This window comes from Micromonospora qiuiae (genome assembly GCF_016863555.1).
GTDB lineage: Bacteria > Actinomycetota > Actinomycetes > Mycobacteriales > Micromonosporaceae > Micromonospora > Micromonospora qiuiae.
This window is the reverse complement of record NZ_BOPC01000072.1, coordinates 1-21,846: the sequence shown is the minus strand read 5'-3', so window position 1 is coordinate 21,846 and position 21,846 is coordinate 1. Positions and strand designations below refer to the sequence as shown.

Annotated in this window: 9 protein-coding genes and 1 pseudogene; 1 reads left to right on the top strand and 9 read right to left on the bottom strand. The window is 70.1% G+C overall.

Annotation, left to right across the window (positions count from 1 at the left end):
• Positions 1 to 3: 3 nt before the first annotated feature.
• The 9 genes and pseudogenes from Vqi01_RS23060 to Vqi01_RS23020 form a co-directional block, all read right to left on the bottom strand.
• Positions 4 to 618 (bottom strand): helix-turn-helix transcriptional regulator, encoded by a 615-nt coding sequence (locus tag Vqi01_RS23060; protein WP_204036929.1) that lies wholly within the window; start codon positions 616 to 618, stop codon positions 4 to 6.
• Between the two features lie 20 nt (positions 619 to 638).
• Positions 639 to 1,241: a helix-turn-helix transcriptional regulator gene (locus Vqi01_RS23055; RefSeq protein WP_204036928.1), complete on the bottom strand. Its 603-nt coding sequence runs from the start codon at positions 1,239 to 1,241 to the stop codon at positions 639 to 641.
• 193 nt (positions 1,242 to 1,434) lie between these two features.
• Positions 1,435 to 2,706, bottom strand: coding sequence for an MFS transporter (locus Vqi01_RS23050; protein WP_239098595.1), 1,272 nt, complete (start codon positions 2,704 to 2,706; stop codon positions 1,435 to 1,437).
• A 5-nt stretch (positions 2,707 to 2,711) separates the two neighbouring features.
• The gene (locus Vqi01_RS23045; protein ID WP_204036926.1) at positions 2,712 to 9,869 is read right to left on the bottom strand and encodes a non-ribosomal peptide synthetase; all 7,158 of its coding nucleotides are present in this window, start codon (positions 9,867 to 9,869) and stop codon (positions 2,712 to 2,714) included.
• On the bottom strand, positions 9,866 to 16,297 hold the full coding sequence (locus Vqi01_RS23040; protein ID WP_443673864.1) for a non-ribosomal peptide synthetase: 6,432 nt from the start codon (positions 16,295 to 16,297) through the stop codon (positions 9,866 to 9,868). Before Vqi01_RS23040 ends, Vqi01_RS23045 begins: the two co-directional genes overlap by 4 nt.
• Before the next feature lie 90 nt (positions 16,298 to 16,387).
• The gene (sbnA, locus tag Vqi01_RS23035) at positions 16,388 to 17,398 is read right to left on the bottom strand and encodes a 2,3-diaminopropionate biosynthesis protein SbnA (protein WP_204036924.1); all 1,011 of its coding nucleotides are present in this window, start codon (positions 17,396 to 17,398) and stop codon (positions 16,388 to 16,390) included.
• Between the two features lie 115 nt (positions 17,399 to 17,513).
• Positions 17,514 to 18,452, bottom strand: a pseudogene (locus Vqi01_RS23030) (threonine ammonia-lyase); the annotation flags it as partial.
• On the bottom strand, positions 18,449 to 19,921 hold the full coding sequence (locus tag Vqi01_RS23025; RefSeq protein WP_204036922.1) for an amino acid adenylation domain-containing protein: 1,473 nt from the start codon (positions 19,919 to 19,921) through the stop codon (positions 18,449 to 18,451). The pseudogene Vqi01_RS23030 and the gene Vqi01_RS23025, both read right to left, overlap by 4 nt.
• Positions 19,918 to 20,865 (bottom strand): ornithine carbamoyltransferase, encoded by a 948-nt coding sequence (locus tag Vqi01_RS23020; RefSeq protein ID WP_204036921.1) that lies wholly within the window; start codon positions 20,863 to 20,865, stop codon positions 19,918 to 19,920. The genes Vqi01_RS23025 and Vqi01_RS23020 overlap by 4 nt, the downstream gene beginning before the upstream one ends.
• A 176-nt stretch (positions 20,866 to 21,041) precedes the next feature.
• Between Vqi01_RS23020 and Vqi01_RS23015 the strand changes: the two genes are divergently transcribed.
• The gene (locus Vqi01_RS23015) at positions 21,042 to 21,239 is read left to right on the top strand and encodes an MbtH family protein (protein WP_204036920.1); all 198 of its coding nucleotides are present in this window, start codon (positions 21,042 to 21,044) and stop codon (positions 21,237 to 21,239) included.
• The last annotated feature ends 607 nt before the right edge of the window (positions 21,240 to 21,846 follow it).

The window sequence follows — 21,846 nt, the reverse complement described above, 5'->3', positions numbered from 1 at the left end:
GACTCAGATCAACCCGGCCTCTACCCCGCAGGCCACAGCGTGGGCGCGGTTGCGAACCTGCAACCGCGACATCATGTCGTAGATGACGTTCTTCACGGTGTGGTTGGAACACATCAGTGACCGGGCGATCATCGCGTTGTCCTGGCCCTCGGCCATCAATGCGAGAACCCTCATCTGCCGGGGGGTCAGCGGTGATCGGCCGGCCGCCCGGGACGTTCCCGCCGGGTCCGGCGTACCGCCGCCCCCGAGCACCCCGACCAGCACCTCGTGTGGCAATCGGACCTCCCCGTCCCGGGCCGCCTGCAATGCGGCGGCCAATCGGCTCGGCGTGGCGTCGGCGAACCGGAGCATCACCAGAGTCCCTGAACGCAGTACGCGTACCACGTCCGCCGGCGAGAAGCGGTCCGCGACCACCAGCGTCCCCTGCGGCGCGGACCGCGGCTGCGGCGGGCATGCCACCAACGCCTCACTCACCGTAGCGACCGCGGTGACGATGACGGTGTCCGGTGATCCGTACGGCTCGGGCACCGACGTGACGCCGGCCTGCCGCAGCGCGGCCAGCACCTCGGCTCGGATGGTCGCGTCCGGGGCCACCACATGTGCGCTCGGTGCCGTCATCCTCTGCTCCCGCTCGCCGTTCACAACATCCCGGCCCGCAGGGCGAAGGCCACCGCGTGGGCCCGGTTGCGCAGCCGGAACCGCCGCGTGATGTCGTGCACGACACCCGTCACGGTGCGCGTCGAGTAGCACAGCTCCTGCGCGATCTCGCCGGTTTCCCGGCCGTCGGCGAGCAGTCGCAGCACCGCGCGTTCTCGGTCGCTGATGTCTGGCGCGAGAGTGCCAGCGGGAACGGCCGGCGCGGCGAGCAACCGGTCGAGCATGTCCGGCGAGACCGTGCAGTCCCCCGCACCGGCGGCCAGCACGGCTCGGGTGAGCCGGTCGGCGGTCGCCTCCCGGCGCCGGAGCAGGCCACGCGCACCAGCCGCGATGGCCCACAGCGCGGCAGCCGGCTCCACCTCGGGCACTATGAGCACCACCTCGGGCCGGTCCGCCCCGGCACGGACGGCCCGCACCGAATCCAGCGCGTCCTGACCCAGATGGTCGACCACCAGGACCGTTACCGCTGCCCTCTCCCGCGTCGTCACCACGACGATGTCCGGGCACCCGAGCATCGCGCTCGTCACGCCCGCCTCCAGCACGGGGTCGGTCGCCACAACATTGACCCATATCGGTTCGCCCATCACGCCTCCTTCGTCGCCGCGCCGTGGCGTGGCGTGGCGTCGGAATGTTTGGGCGTATGGTTCCGCGACGAGCTAACTGGTCGCTGTCAGGTCGCTGTCGGCTGCCGACGCAGGCCGATAGCAGAGCATCGAATCGCTATCACCGTGCAGCGGGCCCAGGCACTCGGCTACCAGGGCCCGTTGCCCGAGTGGGCTATCGAACAGCTGTCATCGCAGCCTGCGTGCCGGTCAGCACCACGGGGCTGAGGCGCCGCAGCGCCACCACGAGGTTGACCGCCGCGAGGGTGGACAGGGCCGCGAGGCCGAACAGGGTCGTCGTCACCCCGAAGCGGCCGATCGCCATCCCGCCAGCGAGGAAGCCCAGCGGGCCGGCGATGTTGCTGATGGTCATGACCGCCTGGATCACCTTCGCGCGAATATCGGCCGCGAACCGAGTGGCCAGGATGCTGAAGAACGGGGCGTTGGAGAGCGGGAGTGCCGCACCGGACACGGCGAGCACGGCGACCAGGGCCGGCACCGGCACGTTGAACAGCAGCACCCACCATGGAAGGACGAGTTGGAAGGCGGCCAGGCCGAAGACCAGCGCCGGGGACAACCGGCTGCCGAGCAGATAGCTGACGGCCGCCCCGGCGATCGCGCCGGCGCCGAAGCCCGAGAGCAGCAGCCCACCGACCTTGGCATCGCCACCGAAGCGCTCGAACGCCAGCAGCGGCAGCGCGAGCATCAGGACCCGCATGAGGAAGCCGAAGCTGACGGTCGTGACCATCACCCGGCGTAGGAAGTCGTCCGCGTGCAGCGCGCGTACGCCGGCCAGGATTCCCGTGTGGGCCGCGGTGACCTGCTGCGCCGGCGGCGGTTCCGCCCGCGATGTGCGCGGAACGAACCACCACAGCAGCAGACCGGACAACGCGTAGGTCGCGGCGTTGAACCACAGCACACTCTCCGCACCGAGCGCCGCGATCAGCACACCCGCCACGGCCGGGCCGGCGAGTGCGGCGACGTTGAAGCACCCTTCCAACACGCTGTTCGCCCGCATGAGCGCCTTCGGGTCCGAGCCGGCGAGCTCGGTGGCCAGGTCGCGTTGGGCGGCGAAATAGGGCACCCCGAGCACGCCGATCACCGCGACGATCGTCAGGAGCAGGGAGAAGCTGAGCCGGTCCACCGCGGCCAGCACAGGTACCGCCGCGATGGCCGCGGCCTGCGCGAAGTCGGCGACCACCATGGTTCGGCGTGCGCCGAACCGTTGAATCACCTCTCCGCCCGCGAATCCGAGCAGAGCCATGGGCAACACCGACACGGCGAAGACCAGACCTGCCCGCGGTGCCGAGCCGGTGCTCTCCAGAACCAGCCACGGCAGCGCGAGCGTCGCCATCTGGGTCCCGAAGGCGGAGCCGCCGCCGGCGGCGTACACCGCCGCGAGCGCCCGCCTGGCGGGGGCCAGTGCGGGCGCTTGCGCGGTTCGCATTTCGTTCACCGTCGCCCGGCCGGCTTGTCGATCAGAGCCGTCACGATGCGAGCGAGGTCCGCCACGTACTCCGTCATGACCGAGAAATGTTCACCCTTCATCCGATGGACCTCCACCTCGGCGGTTCGTTCGCGCCACCGCTCCAGGTAGTCGCTGAAGCTCTGTCCGGAACCGACGACCTCGTGCGCGCCCAGCGCCAGTTCGTCGCTGACGATCAGATCCAGGTGACCGGCGTATGGGCGGTCACGGTAGGAGAGCACCATCTCCATGACCTCCTCCCACATCCGCGCGACGGGCAGCCACATCGTTCCCGCGCCGCGCTCGGGCAGCGTGATCCCGTCGTCGCCGACGATGTCGTCCACGATGTGTTCGAGCAGCGCCAGAGTCTCCTGCCGAAGCAGCGACGTGTCCTCGTCCGGCGACGCCGCGTCGAGCCGCTCCAGGTTCGTCACACACTTCTTGAGCAGGGCGTACTCGTCCCAGAGGTGCTTCTTGCGCCAGGCGTCCTGCCCCGGGTCGAGCAGGATGAAGCTGACCTGTTCACCATCGGCTATCAGCCGGTTGGCCATCTCGCTGCTCACCCCGCTGCCGCCACACCAGCTGAAGATCCGGTACGGCCCGTGCGGGACGGCCTCCCGCAACTCGGCGAGGTAGCGAGCCGCCATCTCCTCGGTGGACGGGACCGTGCCGGTCGACGGGTCAGGGCCCGGCCATTCGAAGGCGACCACCGGCAGATCCGGGTCGAGGTGTTCGGCCAGCCGCCGGTACCAGTGCGCGCTGCCGCCGCCGGGATGCACGCATACCAGCGGGGGCTTGTCACCGGTACGGCGCAGCCAGAGCAACGCTGTGGCCGGCAGCCGCTTGCGATCGATCGACTCGGCGAGTGCCGCGAGCGTGCGGTGCTCGACGAAGGATCGAACGGTCGTCTCGATGCCGTGCCGGTCCCGCAACATCGCGATCGCCCGCAATGTCAGCAGTGAGTGCCCACCGAGGTCGAAGAAGTCGTCGTCACGGCCGACGCGGGGCAGGTTGAACAACTGGGTCCAGACTTCGGCCACGGCCAGTTCCGCCGGCGTGCGCGGTGCGCTGTATTCCCGTGCCGACGTTCCCAGCGCCGGCCGGGGCAGCGCGGCCCGGTCGAGCTTCCCGTTGTTGTTCAACGGGAGCCGGTCCAGGCGCACCCAGGCCGTCGGGACCAGGAAGCCGGGCACCCGGCTCCGCATCAGGTCACCGAGCCGGGCGGGGTCGGCCGGGCCGTTTTCGTCGAGAACGACGTATCCGACGAGCTGCTTGATCCCGTCCACGCCCTCGTACGCCGCCGCCGCGGCGGCCCGTACCGTGGGCAGCTCGGCGATCGCGACCTCCACCTCGCCCAGCTCGACACGGTGTCCGCGGATCTTCACCTGGTGATCGCGCCGCCCGATGAAATGGACGGTGCCGTCCGGGTCCTGGCGGACGATGTCCCCCGTGCGGTAGAGCCGGTTTCCCGGTGAGTTCCCGGAGGGGTCCGGTACGAAGCGCTCGGCGGTCAGGTCCGGGCGGCTCTGGTATCCGCGCGCGATGCCCGGACCACCCAGCAGCAGCTCACCCGGCACGCCGAACGGGACCGGGTCGAGGTTCTCGTCGACGACCTGCACGTAGGTGTGATTGATCGGCTTCCCGATCGGGATGACCTCGGTGACCGCAGGCAGCGGGATCCGCGGGTGGACGGTGGCAAACGTGGTGCTTTCGGTCGGGCCGTACCCGTTGGTGACCGCCACGCCGTGCTCCATCGCCTTACGCACGTGCTGCGACGACAGCACGTCACCACCGACCACCACCTCCCGCACCCCGGCCAGCGCTTGCGGCCGAACGTCCATGACGGTACTGAAGAGGCCGGTGGGCAGGAACAGCACGGTCACCCCGTGCCGGCGCAGGATCTCCTCGAGCTCGGCTGCGGTCGGCGTTTCCGGGGCGACGACCAGCCGCGCCCCGTTGCAGAGCGCGCCCCAGACTTCGAACGTCGACGCGTCGAAGGCGAGCGTGCCGGCCTGCAACAGGACCTGGTCGGCGTCCAGCTGCGCGTATTCCTGGCCGTGCACCAGCCGTACGACGCCGCGGTGCGGGACCAGCACGCCCTTCGGACGGCCGGTGGATCCCGAGGTGTATGTGATGTAGGCCAGGTTCTCCGGTGACAGTTGCACCTGTGGCGCGGTGGTCGGCCGGCTGTTCTCCGACCACCAGTCGGAGTCCAGGCTCAACGTGGTCAGCCCGGCACGCGCCGCGAAACGGTGCGCATGGCTCGGCCCGCTCACCAGGATCCGGGCGCCGGAATCGTCGAGGAGGTACTCGATGCGGCCGTCCGGGTACTTCGGGTCCAGCGGCAGGTAGCAGGCACCGGCCTTGAGGATGCCGAGCAGCGTGACCACCGCGTCGATCCCGCGGTCCAGGCAGACCGCGACGGGAGTTTCCAGGCCGGCGCCGTGCTCGCGAAGCGCCCACGCCAGTTGGTTGGCCTGGGCGTCGAGCTCGCCGTAGGTCAGGCGCGACTCGCCGCACTCGAGTGCGACGGCGTCCGGCCGGGCCTGTGCCTGGGTCGTGAACAGGTCGGTGACGCACACCTCGGGCAGCGCGGGCCAGTCCTGCTGCGGCACGGTGAACCGGTGCGCCGGGGTCGAGCCCAGGTCCACCGGATTCGCACCGTCGTCGGCGATCATCGCGCTGAGCAGTTCGAGGAAGGTCTCTCCCAGGGCGGTCAGCCGCTCCTGCGTCGCCCAGCCGGCCCGGCACTCCAGGCTCAGCTCGCCCGGGAAGGTCAACGTGACCAGGGTGAACTCGTTGGGGCTGTCGTCGACGACCGTGCCGAACACGTCCTGTTGCGCGTCGAGCACGTGGAAGTCGAGGTAGGAGAAGATGGCGCTGATCAGCGGTGTCCCGGAGCCCCAGGCGCGCTGCATCGCGGGGATCGGGTAACGCCGGTGCGGCCAGACGGCAAGCTCCTCGGCGAACACGGCGCGCACGAGGTCGCGCCAACGGGGCGCGCCCAGGTCCACCGCGAACGGCACCGTGTTGAGGTGCATTCCCATGACCTCGTCGCCGCGCAGCAGTTCGGGTCGGCCGTTCACGACCAGACCGCTGAAGAACCGCCGCTGGCCGGTGATGACGCCGAGCATCGCGAGGTGCGCGGTGTGCAGCACGGCCTTGAGGGAGGTCTGCGTCCGCGCGGCCAACTGCCGCAGCCCCGGTTCGAGGTGCCGCCAGGACATCCGCAGCTCCGGCACCGCGCCGTGTCCGGCCGGGGCGGTGTCCGCGGGCAACATGACCCGGTCGTAGTCGCCGACGCGGTCCCGCCAGAACCGTTCATCCGCCTCGGACGACAGCGACCGCCGTTCGAAGCTGACGAAGTCGGCGTAGCGGCCCGGGGGCGGGGGCTTCAGCGCATCGGTGTCCGAGTCCCGGATCGCCCGGTAGGTGTCGCGCAGCTCCGCGATGAGCGAGTGGTGGCTCCAGCCGTCCAGGATGGCGTGACACTCCGTGTGGGTCAGCACCCACGTTCGCTCCCCGGTGCGGTGCACGTGCCAGCGCAGTTGCGGGGCGTGATCGATGGGCAGCATCGTCGACTTCTCCGTCTCCCGATACCGCTCCAGGACGTCCTGCTGCTCGGTTTCCGGGAGCCCGCGCAGATCGTCGAAGCCCACCTCGACCCACGCACTGGCATGGACGAGCTGCATGGGCTCGGAGTAGCCGGACACGTCGAACGTGGTGCGCAGGATCTCGTGCCGGTCGACCAACCATTGCGCGGCCTCGCGCAACGAGGCCAGGGAGAACGGGCCGTCGTCGACGATGTCGAAGCTGGTGACGTTCTGGTACGCCGGATGCGAGCTGTCGACCAGCATCTCGTAGACCATGCCGGCCTGCACCTGGCCCATCGGGTAGGCATCGATCAGGCCGTCCGGGAGCCGGTCGCGGTCGCCCGGGCCGAGTTGTTCGAACGGGCCGACCAGCGGCTCGTCCGCACCGGCCGCCGGCCGGTCGGCGAGCGTCGCCAGCTGCGCCGCGGTCTGGTGGGTGAAGATATCCTGCACCGACAGGCCCAGCCCCACACGGCGCAGGGTCCCGATCGCGCGGATGGCCCGGATGGAGTCACCGCCGACGTCGAAGAACCGATCGTGCACACCGACCCGTTCGACGCCCAGCGCCGCTGCGAGTGCGTCGGTGACGAGGCGTTCGACCTCGGTACGCGGGGCGACGTACGCTCCGGCCGCCCAGGAGCGACCAGGGGTCGGGGCCGGCAGCGCGCGGCGGTCGGTCTTTCCGCTGGTGGTCAGGGGCAGCGCAGGAAGCAGCTGCCAGTGGCTCGGGATCATCGCCTCGGGCAGTCGACCGCGCAGGAACGACGCCACGTCGCTCACATCGACGTCGGTGCCCGTGTCCTGGGCGACGAGATAGCCGACGAGCTGGCCGTCGTGCACCGTGACGGCGACCGCGGAGACGCTCGGATGCTCGGCCGCCACCGCCTCGATCTCGCCGAGTTCGACGCGATGCCCGCGGATCTTCACCTGGTCGTCGAGCCGGCCGAGGTAGTCGATGCGTCCGTCCGACAGGTACCTCGCGAGGTCACCGGTGCGGTACAGCCGCCCACCGCCGGACTCCTCGAACGGGTCGGGAACGAACCGCTCCGCCGTGAGCCCTGGGCGGTTGAGGTAGCCGCGGGCCAGTTGCACCCCACCCAGCAGCAGCTCACCCGGCACTCCGATCGGGACCGGTCGCAGGTTCTCGTCGACGATGTAGGTGCGGGTGTTGGCGATCGGCCGTCCGATCGTGATCGGCGTACCGGGCGCGCATCGCACCGCGGTGACGTCGACAGCCGCCTCGGTCGGCCCGTAGAGGTTGTGCAGCTGGCAACCGATCCGCTCGTGGACGGCGACGGCCAGGTCGGCGGGGAGGGCCTCGCCGCTACAGATCATCCGGCGCACCGACGGCAGCGGCCCGAACGATTCGGCCAGGAACACCCGAAGCATGGACGGTACGAAATGCAGGGTGGTGATCTGCTCGGTGGCGATCAGTTCGGCCAGGTAATGCGGGTCGCGGTGGCCGTCGGGCCGGGCGATCACCAGCGTGGCCCCGGTGATCAGCGGCCAGAAGAACTCCCACACCGAAACGTCGAAGCTGTACGGGGTCTTCTGCAGCACCCGGTCGGACGCGTCCAGCCGGTACGCGTCCTGCATCCAACGCAGCCGGTTGACGATCGCGCGGTGCGTGACCACGACCCCCTTGGGCCGGCCGGTCGAGCCGGACGTGTAGATCACGTACGCCGGGTGGTCCGGCCCCGCCAGCGCCGCCCCCGCCGGCACCGGCCCGGTGTCGGAGATGACCGGTTCGGTGTCGGTGAGCACGATCGTGACACCGGCGTCGGCACACATGTAGTCACGGCGCTCGGCCGGGTGGTCCGGGTCCAGCGGCAGGTAGGCGCCGCCGGCCTTCTGGATCGCCAGCAGGGCCACCACCAGCTCGATGCCGCGCCGACGGCACACACCGACGATCGACTCCGGCCCGACGCCCGCGTCCGTGAGGTACCGCGCCAGCCGGTCGGCTCGCCGGTCCAGCTCGGCGTAGGAGACGTCCTCGCCCTCGAAGCGAAGGGCAACGGCGTCCGGGGTGCGGGCCACCTGCCGCGCGAACAGCTCCGGCAGCGTGCCGGTCGGGTACGCCACCCCGGTCTCGTTCCACTCCCGCACCACCCGCTGCCGCTCCGCGGGTGGGGACTCGACCAGCCGGCTGAGCGGTGCGTCCGGCGTACGCGCGATGTTGCCGATGAGGCCGGTGAAGTGGGTCGCGAACCGGTCAACGGTGTCCCGGTCGAACAGCGCGGTGGCGTAGTTCAGGAAACCGGTGAGGCTCCCGTCGGGCTGGTCGATGACCACCAGCGTCAGGTCGAACTTCGCGTCGCTCTCGCCGACCGGCAGCTCCTCGGCGCGCAGCCCGCCGACGCGGCGGGCCTCGGAGTTCCCGCTGGCCCAAAGGAACATGGTCGAGAACAGCGGGGTCCGGGACGCGTCGCGCACGGGGGCCAGCTCGTCTACCAGCCGTTCGAACGGGAGTTCCTGGTGGGCGTAGGCGCCGAGCGCCATCTCCTTCACCCGCCGGAGCACCTCGCGGAAGGACGGGTCGCCGGAGAGGTCGGTGCGTAGGACGAGCGTATTGAGGAACAGCCCGATCAGGTCCGTCACCTCGGCCCGGTCGCGACAGGCCACCGGGGTGCCGATCGTGATGTCGTTGCTCCGGGCGAACCGGCCGAGCATGATCGCGTATACGGCCATCAGCACCATGAACGGCGTCGCGCCGGCCTGGCGGGCGATCTCGTGCAGGGCTCGGGAGTCCGGCGCGGCCACCGCGAACGGAACCAGGTCGCAGGCGCTCTCCCGGACCTGCGGGCGCGGCCGATCCAGCGGCAGCTCCACCGCGCTGGCGCCGGCCAACGCCTGCCGCCAGTAGTCGAGCTGGCGGTCCAGCGTGGCGCCGGACATCACACCGCGCTGCCACGCGGCGAAGTCCGCGTACTGCACGGGCAGTGGCGCCAGCGGGGACGGTCCGCCGGCCAGCGCAGCGGTGTACAACCGGTCGAGCTCACGCCAGAGCACCTGCTCGGACCAGCCGTCGAAGGCGATGTGGTGCAGGGTCACGACCAGCGCGTGCTCCTCGTCGGCAAGCCGGGCGAGGGTTCCGGTCAGCACCGGCCCGGTCGCGAGGTCGACGGGTGCCCGGTCGTGGGTCATCCAGCCGGCGATCCGCTCGTCCTGCGCGGCGGGGTCGAGGCCACGCAGGTCCACCTCGTGCAGCGTGGCCGGCCCCGGAGGGTCGATCACCTGGCCCGGCTCACCGTCGATGACCACATAGCGGGTGCGCAGCACCTCGTGCCTCGCCACGATCCCGTCCAGCGCCGCCCGCAGTGCGCCCGGCTCCAGCGGCCCGAACAGTCGAAGGCCGGCGCTGGCCAGATACTCCGTACCGTCCGGCCGGACCTGGTCGAGAATCCACAGTCGGCGCTGCGCGAACGACAACGCGGGCGGGGTCTCGCGGGGTACCCGGGCGATCCCTTCGTCCGGCGCGGCGGCTGCGGCACCTACGAGCCTGCGCCGAAGCAACTCCGCGCGCAGACCGGCTCGATCGATCGTCTCAGTCACAGGGCACCATCCTGGGAAATCAGTTCGCTCATCTGGGCGTCGGTCAGCTCGTCAAGCTCCGCTGCGATCAGGTCGGTCACCAGCACCGCCAGCTCCGCCACGGTGGTCGCCTCGAACAGGCAGCGCAGCGGGACCTCGACGGCGAGGGCCGAGCGCAGCCGGGCCAGGACCCGGGTGGCCAGCAGCGAGTGCCCGCCGAGTCCGAAGAAGTCGTCATCGACGCCGATCCTGTCGACGCCGAGGATGTCGGACCAGATTCCGGCGATGATCTCCTCCGCCGGGTCCCGTGGTGCCACGTACCCACGGGCACCATCGAGCTGGGAGGGTGCCGGATCCGGCAGCGCCGCCCGGTCGACCTTCTTGCTCGGTGACAGCGGCAGGGCCGCGATGGTGACCCAGGCCGACGGGATCATGTACGAGGGCAGCGACTCCCGTAGGTACGCCCGCAACTCGTCGATGTCGGGTCCGGTGTCGTGGGGCCACTCCAGGTAGGCGACGAGTCGCTTGTCGCCGGGCCCGACGTCCTTCGCGACGACGGCGGCCGCGGACACCGCGGGGTGCTTGGCCAGCGCGGCTTCGATCTCGGCGAGTTCGATCCGGAAACCACGGATCTTCACCTGGGTGTCGAGGCGGCCGAGGAAGTCGACCGTGCCGTCCGGCCGGTGCCGGACCAGGTCACCGCTGCGGTAGAGGCGTGCTCCCGGTTCGGTCCCGAACGGGTCGGGCACGAACCGCTCCGCGGTCAGCTCGGGCCGGTCGTGATAGCCGCGGGCCAGCCGCACGCCGCCGATGCACAGTTCGCCGGGAACCCCGACCGGAAGCGGACGCAGCTCCGCGTCGAGCACGTACACCTGGGTACCGGCGGGCGCGCGGCCGATGTGCAGGGTGGCCGTGCTGCGCTCGTCGGCGAGGTCGCCCGACACCGGGTTGAGCATGCAGGTGACGCTCGCCTCGGTCGGCCCGTACGTGCAGAGGAACCGGCCGGGCAGGCCGGTCGCGGCCCAGCGTTGGGCGTCGCCGACGGTCACCACGTCCGAGCTGACGTTGATCAGCTTCATTCCGGCGAGCCGGTCCACGCCGGACTCCATCATCTCCCGGTAGTACGCCGGGGTGATCTCCATGATCGTCACGCCGTACTGCTCCAGCTTGGCGGGCAGCTCGCTCGGCGCCCAGAAGACCGGGTCACTCACCACGAGCGTGGCACCGGCGGTCAGGGTGGCGCCGATCTGATCCATGGCGACGTCGAAGGTGAGCGCCGAGAGCAGGACGACCCGCTCGCCGGGGTGGATGCCGTAGTAGTCGGCGATCACCCGGCAGTGGTGCGCGTACGACCGGTGCGAGATCATCACGCCCTTCGGGCGGCCGGTCGACCCGGACGTGTAGATGATGTACGCGAGGTTGTCCGGAACGGTCACCGGTGCCGGATCGACCGATGGCCGGCCACCGCCCCGGTGCGGGGCGTCGACGACCAGCACCGGGCGCTCCTGCCCGGCGAACCGGTCGGCGAACTTGCCGGTGGTCACCACCAGACGCGCGCTGGCGTCGGCGAGCATGTAGCGCAGGCGCTCCGGCGGATGTTCCGGGTCGAACGGCGCGTACACCCCGCCGGCCTTGAGCACCGCCAGCAGCACCACGATCGGCGCGATCCCACGCTCAAGGCATGAGCCGACGACGACCTCCGGGCCGACGCCCATCGAACGGAGATGGTGCGAGAGATCGTCGACCCGTACGTTGAGCTCGGCGTAACTGAGCCGCTCGGCACCGAACACCACCGCAGTCGCGTCCGGGGTCCGGGCCGCCCACCGCTCGAACAGCTCCGGCACCGAGAGATGCCGTTCGCCGGGCGGGTCGAGCAGGTCCAGCCGGTCCGCGTCGGGGTCCGGCCACCGATGCACGATCGCGTGGCGTTCGTCGGCCGACAGCAGATCGAGTTCGCTGATCCGGGCGTGCGGGTCGGCGACCACGCCGCCCAGCAGGCGTAGGTACTGGCGGGCGAGGCGTTCGATCGTGGAGCGGTCGAACAATGCCGTGGCGTACTCGAACCAGCATTCCAGCCGCCCGTCCGGCTGCTCCATCACGGACAGGGTGAGGTCGAACTTCGCCACCGACACGCCGCTACCCAGGCCGACCGCGGTGCACCCGGCGAGGGTGGCCGCCGAGGAGCCGGTGGCGTGCTGTACCTCGAACATGATCTGGAACAGCGGGTTGCGGGACAGGTCGCGGTCCGGTTGCAGGGCGTCGACGAGGTGTTCGAACGGCGCCTCCTGGTTGGCGAACGCCTCCAGGGTGGTCCGGCGAACCCGGTCGATCAGGTCGAGGAAGGTAGGGTCCCCGCCCAGGTCGGCCCGGACCACGAGGTTGTTGACGAAGAAGCCGATCAGGTCCTCGCTCTCCGGCCGCGTCCGGCCGGCGACCGGGGTGCCGATCGCGATGTCGGTGCGGCCGGTGTAGCGGCTCAGCAGCACGTCGAACGCGGCCAGCAGCACCATGAAGAACGTCGCGCCGGTCCGGTTGCCCAGCTCGCGTACCGCCGCTTCGGTAGCCTCCGGAACATCGACGATCAGCAGGTCGCCGCGTAGGTCACGCCCGGGCTGGCGGGGCCGGTCGGGGGTCAGCTCGACCGGCACGAGCCCGGCGAGCTGGGTTCGCCAGTACTCGATCTGGTTGCTGATGGTGCCGTCGGCCTGCCGGTCGCGTTGCCAGGCGGCGAAGTCGCCGTACTGCACCGCAAGCGGCTGTATCGACCATGGGGCACCGGCAAGGCCTGCCGCGTACGCCTCGTTCAGCTCATGCTGGAAGATGCCCAGCGACCAGTTGTCGAAGGCGATGTGGTGCAGGGTGATCGCGACCAGGTGTTCGTCGGCCGCCGTGTGCACGACCGTGACCCGCAGCGGGCGCTCGTGGGCGAGGTCGAACGGCCGGGCGCTCGCCGCCTCGATGATCGCCTTGGCGCGCGGCACGGCATTCGCGGTGCCGGTCAGGTCGACCACGTCGAAGGCCACCGGGCCGGGGGGATCCACGACCTGCAGCGGGACACCGCTGTCCCCGACGTAGCGGGTGCGCAGCACCTCGTGCCGGGCGCTGACCTGCTCCACCGCGTGGTGCAGCGTCGCGGTGTCCAGCGTTCCGGTGAGGTGGTACACCATCGGGATCAGGTATTCGGCGCTGCCCGGTTCGAGCTGGTCCAGGAACCACAGTCGTTGCTGGCCGAACGAGGTCGGCAGGGCGCCGTTGCGGGGAACGGGCACGATCTGCGGCGCACTGTCGGGTGTCGTGCCAGCGTCGATCGCCGCAGCGACCCGCTCCACGGTCCGTCCGTCGAACAGGGCGGCCACCGCCAGCTCCAGCCCGAACCTGCGGCGCAACCGGTGCGCGAGCCGGATCGCCAGCAGCGAATGCCCACCCAACGCGAAGAAGTCGTCTTTCGCGCCGACCCGCTCAACCCCGGTCAGCTCGCCCATGACCGTGGCGACGGCCCACTCGGTCTCCGTTCGTGGCGCGACGTGACCGGGGTCGTCGTCGCGGGGCCGGCGGTCGGGGGCCGGCAGCGCCGACCGGTCGACTTTTCCGTTGGGCAGCGACGGGAGTTCGACCAGCGGGATGATGCCGGTGGGAACCATTGCGGTGGGCAGCCGGGTAGCGAGGAATTCGGACAACTCGTCGGGCTCCACCGTCGCCCCGGCGGCCGGCACCACGTAGCCGGCGAGCTCCAGATCACCGGTGACGGATCGATAGGAGGTGACCACAGCCGCCGCGACCAACGGATGTGCCCGGAGCGCGGTCTCCACCTCACCGGGTTCGACGCGCACCCCCCGCACCTTGACCTGCCCGTCGAGGCGGCCGACGAACTCCAGGGTCCCGTCCTCACGCCACCTGGCGAGGTCTCCGGTGCGGTACCACCGCTGACCCGGTCGGCTGGCGAAGGGGTTCGGGGTGAACCGCTCGCCGGTAAGGTCGCCGCGCCCGGCATAACCGCGGGCGATGCCGATGCCGCCGACACACAACTCGCCGGGTACGCCGATGGGCGCGAGCCGGTCGGCGGAGTCCACCACGTACACGTCGACGCCGGGCAGCGCGGCGCCGATCGGGACCATGCCGTCCGTTTCGCCGCGCTCGTAGCGCCACGCGGTCGCGTCGATCGAACACTCGGTCGGGCCGTATGTGTTGTACAGCTCCACCTCCAGCACGCCGAGCAGTCGCTCGCACAGTTCGGCCGGCAGCGGCTCGCCGGCGGAGCACACCAGCCGCAACGCTGTGCAGGCGGCCAACTCCGGCTCGTCGACCACGGCACGCAGCACGGACGGGACGAGTTGCACCACGGTGATCCGGTACGCCGCGAGGGCAGCGACCATCACGGCGGTGTCGCGGTGCGCGTCCTGCGGCGCCATCACCACACAGCCGCCGGACACCAGCGGTGCCAGGAACTCCCACACCGAAGCGTCGAACCCGATGGTCGTCTTCTGCAGTACGCGGTCGGTATCGGTGAGCTGGTGCTGGTTCACCGCCCACAGCACCCGATTCCGGATCCCGCCGTGGGAGATCACGACGCCCTTCGGGCGGCCGGTGGATCCGGACGTGTACATGACGTAGGCGGCGTTGGCGACGTCGAGTGCCACCGGAGGCGGTGGCGCGGCGCGGGCGATGTCGTCCCACTGCTCGTCGAGCACCACCACCGGCGTGCGCCGCGGAATTCGCTGTCGCAGCGTCGTCTGGGTGAGCACCAGTTCGATGCCGGCGTTGTCGATCATGAACTCCAGCCGATCGGCTGGTAGGTCGGGTGCGAGCGGGACGTAGACCGCGCCGGCGGTGAGCGTCCCGAGCAGTGCGACCACGACATCGATACCGCGGTGCATGGCCACGCCGACGGATGTTTCAGCGCCGACTCCGCAGCTGTGCAGGAAGCCGGCCACGCTGTCCGCCCTGGACATCAGCTCGGCGTAGGTCAGCTGACCGTCACCACAGATCACGGCTACCGCGTCCGGCGTGGCCTCAGCCTGCGCCCGGAACAAATGCGGCAGCAGCGCGTCGGTCGCCTCGCGCGGCGTACGGTTCCAGCCGAGCAGCCGCTGCTGTTCCGCGGCCGTCACGGTCGGCACGTCGCGCAGCGGTGTTTCCGGCGCCGCCGCGAGATTCTCCAGGAGCGCCAGGTAGTTGTCGGCCATCCGCTGGACCCGGGCCCGGTCGAAGAGCGCGGTGGGGTAGGTCATCCGGGCGACCCACGATCCGTCCGGCTCCTCGGCCATCTGTAGCGACATGTCGAAGGTGGCGCCGAGCACAGGGGTCGGCACCCAGTCGACCTCGATGCCGGGCAGGCGCAGCGGCTCCCCCTGGCCGTTCAGGACCGTGAACCCGACCTGGAAGAGCGGGTTGCGGGACAGGTCGCGGTCCGGCACCAGTTCGGCGGCCAGGCGTTGCAGGGGTACGTCCTTGTGTTCGAAGGCGTCCAGGGCCGTGTCGCGGACGCGGCGGAGCAGCGCGACGAAGCTGGGATCGCCGGACAGGTCGGTGCGCAGCACCAGCGTCTGGGCGAGCGAGCCGATCACCGGCTCCAGCTCGACCCGGCTGCGCCCACTGGTCGACACCCCGATGCCGAAGTCGAGCTGGTCCGCGTAACGGCTGATCAGAAGCGCGTAGGCGGCCAGGAACACCATGAACGGGGTCGCCCGGGCGGCGCGTCCCACGGTGATGATTCGGGCCGCCAACGACGCCGGCACAGCGAACGCCACCACGTCGCCGGCCGGCTCCCAGACGGCCGGGCGCTGCCGGTCCGTGGGCAGCTCCAGCGGCGCCAGTCCGGCCAGTTGCTCGCGCCAGTAGTCCAGTTGCCGGGCGAGCGCCGCGTCGTTCGTGCTCCAGCGGTTCCGCTGCCAGTCGGCGAAGTCGGCGTACTGGAGTTCCAACGGCTCCAGCTGCTGGGGCGGGGGCTCCTCACTGCGGGCATGGGCCGCGTAGAGCGCGCCCAGTTCCCTGGCGAGGATGCCCAGCGACGGGCCGTCGAAGGCGATGTGATGCACCACGATCATCAGGATCGTGTCGTTGGGGGAAAGCTGGACGACGGTCAGCCGCCAGGGCGCGGCTGCGCGCAGGTCGATCGGCGTGGTCACCGCGACCTCGCCGATTTCCCGTACCCGTCGGTCCTGTTCACCTGCCGGGTACCCGCTGAGGTCGACCACCGTGATGTCGGCCGGCGCCGGCTCGTCGATGATCTGCACCGGCTGTCCGTCGACCGTCGCATAGCGGGTACGCAGAATCTCGTGCCGGCGGACGATCTCGGTGAAGGCGGCGGTCAGTGCTTGCCGGTCCAATGGCCCGCGCAGGCGGAATCCCCAGTGCAACAGGTACTCCTGCGCGCCGGACCGAACCTGGTCGAGGAACCACAGCTGCTCCTGCTCGAACGACAGTCGCAACTGGTTGTCGGTTTCGAGGATGTCAGTCATGCGTACACCTGCTGCTCAGTCGGTAGTCGGACACCACTTCGCTCCCGTCGATGACGGAGCGGACCTCACCTGCCCTGAAAATCAACACGGCGCCACCTGCATGTCGGGCTTGTTCCACAGATGCGACACGTCGCCGAAGTACGTCATGACCCAGTCGTCGTTGTAGATGGTGTCCAGGTACCGCTCACCGCGGTCGGGAAAGACCAGCGCGCAGGTGGCACCGGGCCGAATCTGATCGCGCATCTGCTCCAGGCCTGCCACGACGGCGCCCGACGAGCCACCGACGAGGATCGCCTCGCGGGCGGCCAGCCGACGGCAAGCCGCGATCGCGTCCAGATCGTCGACCCGGACCACGACGTCGGCCAGATCGCTGCGGTACAGCTTCGGGCGCACCGACGCGCCGTGGCCGGGAATCATCCGCCAACCGACCGCTGGGCCGAATATCGCACTGCCCATCGCGTCCACCGCCACGATGGTCACCGGCAGCTGGTGCGTCCGGATGTACTCGGCGCACCCCCGCAGGGTGCCGCAGGAGCTCGTGGCGCAGAACAGGTAGTCGATCTCGGGCAGGGCCCGCACGATTTCTCGCACGGTCGTCTGGTGTGCCCGCGGGTTGAGGGGGTTTGAGTACTGGTCCGGGCAGTACGCATGGTCGATCGTGGCGACGAGCTCACGAACCCGACGGATGCGAACGGGCAGGTACTCGCCGGTGGCCGGGTCGACGTCGGTGACCACCTCGACCTGCGCGCCAAGGGCACGCATGATGGCGATGTTGTCCCCGTTGGTGCGCGGGTCGACCACACAGATGAAACGGATTCCGTAGTACCCGCACACCTGCGCGAGCCCGATCCCGAGATTGCCGGAACTGGACTCGACCACCACCGACCGTCCGGGTACGAGCCGCCCGTCGCGGATGCGCTCTCGCAGCATCTCCAGCGCCGAGCGGTCCTTGATGCTGCCGCCCGGGTTGTGCGACTCCAACTTAGCGAACGTCCTGAACGGATTTTGTGGGTCGAGTTTCACCAACTCGACGATCGGTGTCGCTCCGATGGTCGCCAGCACTCCTGACCCGGGGGATGTTTGTTCGGTCATAGAGCCGCTCCTCGAATTGCATTCGCTCCGCGATGCGCCTACCACGAGACTGCTCCGCACCACCGCGACAGTGCAGGGAAGAACTCGCAGACTCACCGGTTGACGCCGGCAGCAGTTCTGCCGGAGTTTCTTCTGTGCTTTTGGTGCTGCCGATGCCGGCCGTGCCGTTTCCACCGGACACGATCGCCACCGCGGGGCCGGCAGATCCGCGCCGTAGCGCGCCGGCCAGCGCTACCGCACCGCTCGGCTCCGCGCTGACACCGGCGCGGCGAAGGATCCCCAGCGCGTGGGTGATCGCCTCGTCGGTCACGCCGATCAGATCGTCGACCCGGTGCCGAATGATCGGCCAGGGAACCGCACCGGGTCGTTGCCCTCGGAGGCCGTCGGCGATCGTCATGGACGGTGGCAACTCCGTCGGCGCACCCCGGGCAACCGACACGGCGTAACGACGGGCGGACATCGGCTCCACCCCGACGACCCGCACCGACCGGGACAGCGCCGACGCGGCCAGGCACACGCCGGCCAGCAAGCCACCGCCGCCGGCCGGCACGAAGATCGTCGACACGTTCGGCACCTGCTCGAACACCTCGAGCCCGACGGTGCCGGCCCCGGCCACCACCAGCTCATGGTCGGAGGACGGCACGAAGACCGCCCCGGTCGCCGCCGCGATGTCCTCGGCCCGGCGGTCACGTTCGACCACGCCGCCGGCCACCTGAACCACGCCGGCGCCGAGCGACCGGATCGCCTGTGCCTTGCCGTCGCTGGCCCCGGCGGCCATCACGATGGTCACCCTGATGCCCAATGCGGCACCGAGCATGGCGACGGCGATGCCATGGTTACCGGACGAACCAGCCACCACCTCGTCCGCGTACCGCGCGAGCATCGCGTTCGCCGCGCCCCGCACCTTGAACGAGCCGCCGCGCTGGCGGTGCTCGGCCTTGAGCAGCACCCGCGAATCCAGGGCCAGCACCGGGGTACGATCCACCAGGCCCGTGATCCGGTCGGCGGCCATGCGCACGTCCGCGAGGGTGGGCCCGATGCCTGTCGTCCTCATGGCCCGTCCACGGTGATCGCCCGGCGGTCGGTCTTGCCGCTGACGGTCGTGGGTACGCTGTCGATCCGGGTGAACCGTCGCGGGATCATGTGGTGGGGCAACGTCATCGCGAGATGTGCGCGCAATGCCGAGTCCGTCACCTCCGCCGACGCGACCGCGACGTACGCGATGAGGAAGACTCGGCCTCCGGCATCGGTACCTGCGGTGACCTGCGCGGCAGTGACGGCGGGGTGGGCCAGCAGCGCGCCCTCGATCTCGGCCGGGTCGATCCGGTATCCGCGGACCTTGATTTGCCGGTCGATGCGCCCGAGGTACACGAGGTCGCCGTCGGGCAACCGGCGCGCCAGGTCCCCGGTGCGATACATGCGCGTGCCGGGCGCGCCATGGGGGTCCGGCACGAACCGGGCCGCGGTCAATGCCGGCCGGCCGCTGTAGCCGCGCGCGACACCACATCCACCGATCCACACCTCGCCGATGCCGCCGTCGGGCACGGTGTGCAGATCGTCATCGAGCAGGCGCACGCTGACGCCGTCGATCGGTGTCCCGATCAGGTCGACCGTCGTGTCGGGGACCGGCGGCACGTCGAAGCGTGTCGAGGTCATCGTGGTCTCGGTCGGACCGTACTGGTTGATCATCCGTCCGCGCACGCCGTCCCGGCCACCGGCGATGAGGAACGGGCGCAGCGACTCACCGCTGGACACGGTCAACCGCAGGTCGGGCAGTTCGCTCTGCCGCAGCGACGTCAGGAACGTCGGGGTCGCCGACAGGATCGTGTTCACTCCCCACTTGCGGACGGCCGCGACGAACTCACCGGGCCGCAACAGGGTGGAACGCGGGACCAGGACCACCTGCCCGCCGGCGACGAGCGGGGCGAACGTGTCGCGGATCGAGGCGTCGTACCCGAACGGCGCGAGTTGCAGCACCACGGTGTCCGGACCGAGTTCGTAGTCGTCGACGATGACCCGTAGGTAGTTGGTGACGCCGCGGTGCTCCAGCAGTACCGCGTTCGGCGGCCCGGACGAGCCGGAGGTGTGACTCACGTAGGCGAGCGAACGGGGCGACAACGGTGGCAGGGCCGCCGGCACGTCAGGCGCGTCGACGAATACGGTCGGGCCGTCGATGGGGAAGTCGAGCTGCCCGGCCCGGGACGGCGTGGTGACCAGGAAGCTGGCCTGGGCGGTGCGGACCATGGCCGCCAGCCGCTGATCGGGTAGCTCGGCGTTGAGGGTGAGGAAGGCGCCGCCGGCTCGAAGCACGGCCGCCATCGCGATGACGGCCTCCGGGCCCCGGTCGACCATGACCGCGCAGACCTGCTCCGGTCCGACGCCCCTGGCGACCAACGCCCGGGCCAGTCGATCGGTTCGGGCGGCGAAATCCTCGTAGCACATGACGGTGTCTGGGGTGACGATCGCCGGCGCGTCGGGCCGGGTCGCGGCGTGGGTGAAGATGTCGTCGAGAAAGGTGGTCACAGCGTCACTCCGCCGCTCGGCCAGTCGGCGGCGCACCACTCCAGGACCGCCCGGGCGCTGTGGTACTTGTTCTCGGCTTGGGTGAAGGCGATGCTCCCGGGTCCGTCGAGCACCGCCCCGGTCACCTCCTCGCCCCGGTGCGCCGGCAGGTCATGCATGAACACCGCGCCCGGGCAGGCTGCCATCAGCGCCTCATCGACCTGGAACGGGGAGAATGCGGAACGCCAGTCGGACGTCGGTTTCGTCGATCCCGTGGTCTGCCAACGGGTGGTGTAGACGACATCGACCGGTGGCAGGTCAGACAGATCGTGCCTCTGCTCGACGCGCGCGTCGCAACGCCGGGCGGACGTCGCTGCCTGATCGAGGTACCTCTGTTCGACGCCGTACCCGGGCGGGGTACGCAGGTGCAGCTCGGTGCCGGCGTATCGGGACAGCGCGAGCGTCAGCGCGGAGGCAGTGTTGTTTCCCTCCCCCACGTACAGCACCCGTACGCCCTCGACCCGACCGAAGTGCCGGACGATCGTGGTGAGATCGGCGAGTGCCTGCGTGGGGTGTTCGACGGCGCTCATCGCGTTGATCACCGACATGCGCTTCTGGTCGGCGTACGCCCGAAGCTCGACCTCCGGCCCGGCGGTACGGGCGACCAGAACGTCAAGCATGCCGGACAGCACCGCGCCGGTGTCCTCGACGGACTCGCCGGTGGCCAGCTGCAGGTCGCCAGGGCCGTACGTGATCAGTTCAGCGCCGAGACGCAGTGCGCCGGCGGAGAACGCGGTCCGGGTACGGGTGGACGTCTTACGGAACAGCACGCCGACGACCGCCCCGGACAGGGGACGGCTGGCTCCCGCGGAACCACGCGAGTATTCGGCGCCGCGCTGGACAATCCAGCGCAGCTGGTCGTCGGAAAGGTCGTCAATAGAAATCAGGTGGCGTCGCTCGACCATGTCGATCCCCTTCCAGGTGGCGATCCGCCGTGACCAGAGCCTGCGCGACGCAGGAAACTGTCGAACAGGGACGAGATTGCACAACGCGTCTGCGTGTTTTTCTCTATGGATGGCGCGGGTGGGCCCGGCAACATCGGGCTCACATATTCGGATCACCCGACCACGCCGGAGGGGCCATGACTGACGACGGTGTCTACCGCGTCGTGCGCAACGACGAAGAGCAGTACTCGATCTGGTGGGTTGACCGGGATCTGCCGCTCGGCTGGACCGCGGAAGGAACGTCCGGGTCGAAGCAGGACTGCCTGGATCACATCGGAAAGGTGTGGTCGGACATGCGGCCGCGAAGCCTGCGGGAGCAGATGGCTCAGGCCTGAGGGCCGGAGTTCACACCGCACGAACTGTCACGCCGCCCCGTCGTCCCGCCGAGCGCGGCGTTCGGCGGGTCGGCGGCAGAACCTCCTGGCCGCCGAGGGTCCGCTGTTCAGCGCCGTGGAGGCAGGTATCTCCCTCCGGGGTGATCACGGCCAGCCACGTACGCTGTTTCAGGCGTTGGACAGCCCATGGGCGTTGGAGACAATTCGTGGGGTGGAGACCGTTGCGGGTCCTCGGGGGCTCGCTGTCGCGGTCACCGAGATGCGGGGCCGTCTCACTCCACCACGGACCTGGGCCCAAGACATGCTCGCCCGGCGGCCGGTCGGCGTCATCGGAGTGTCCGCCAAGCTCACTGGCGCGCAACAGACCCAACTGCTCAGCAGGTCGGTGCCACTTGTGGCGTTGGATCCCGCAGGTGACCCTGCGCACCAGGTTCCGTCAGTGGGGGCGATGAACTGGAACGGTGGGCTGGCCGCGAGAGCACTGCCGTACCACTCTCGGCCAGAACGCCATGTCGCCGGTGAACACGAGCTACAAATACATCCGCAAAGACACCAACGGCAACGCCACCTGAGAAAGCAGCGGCAACCGCACCCGCCACAGTGGAGG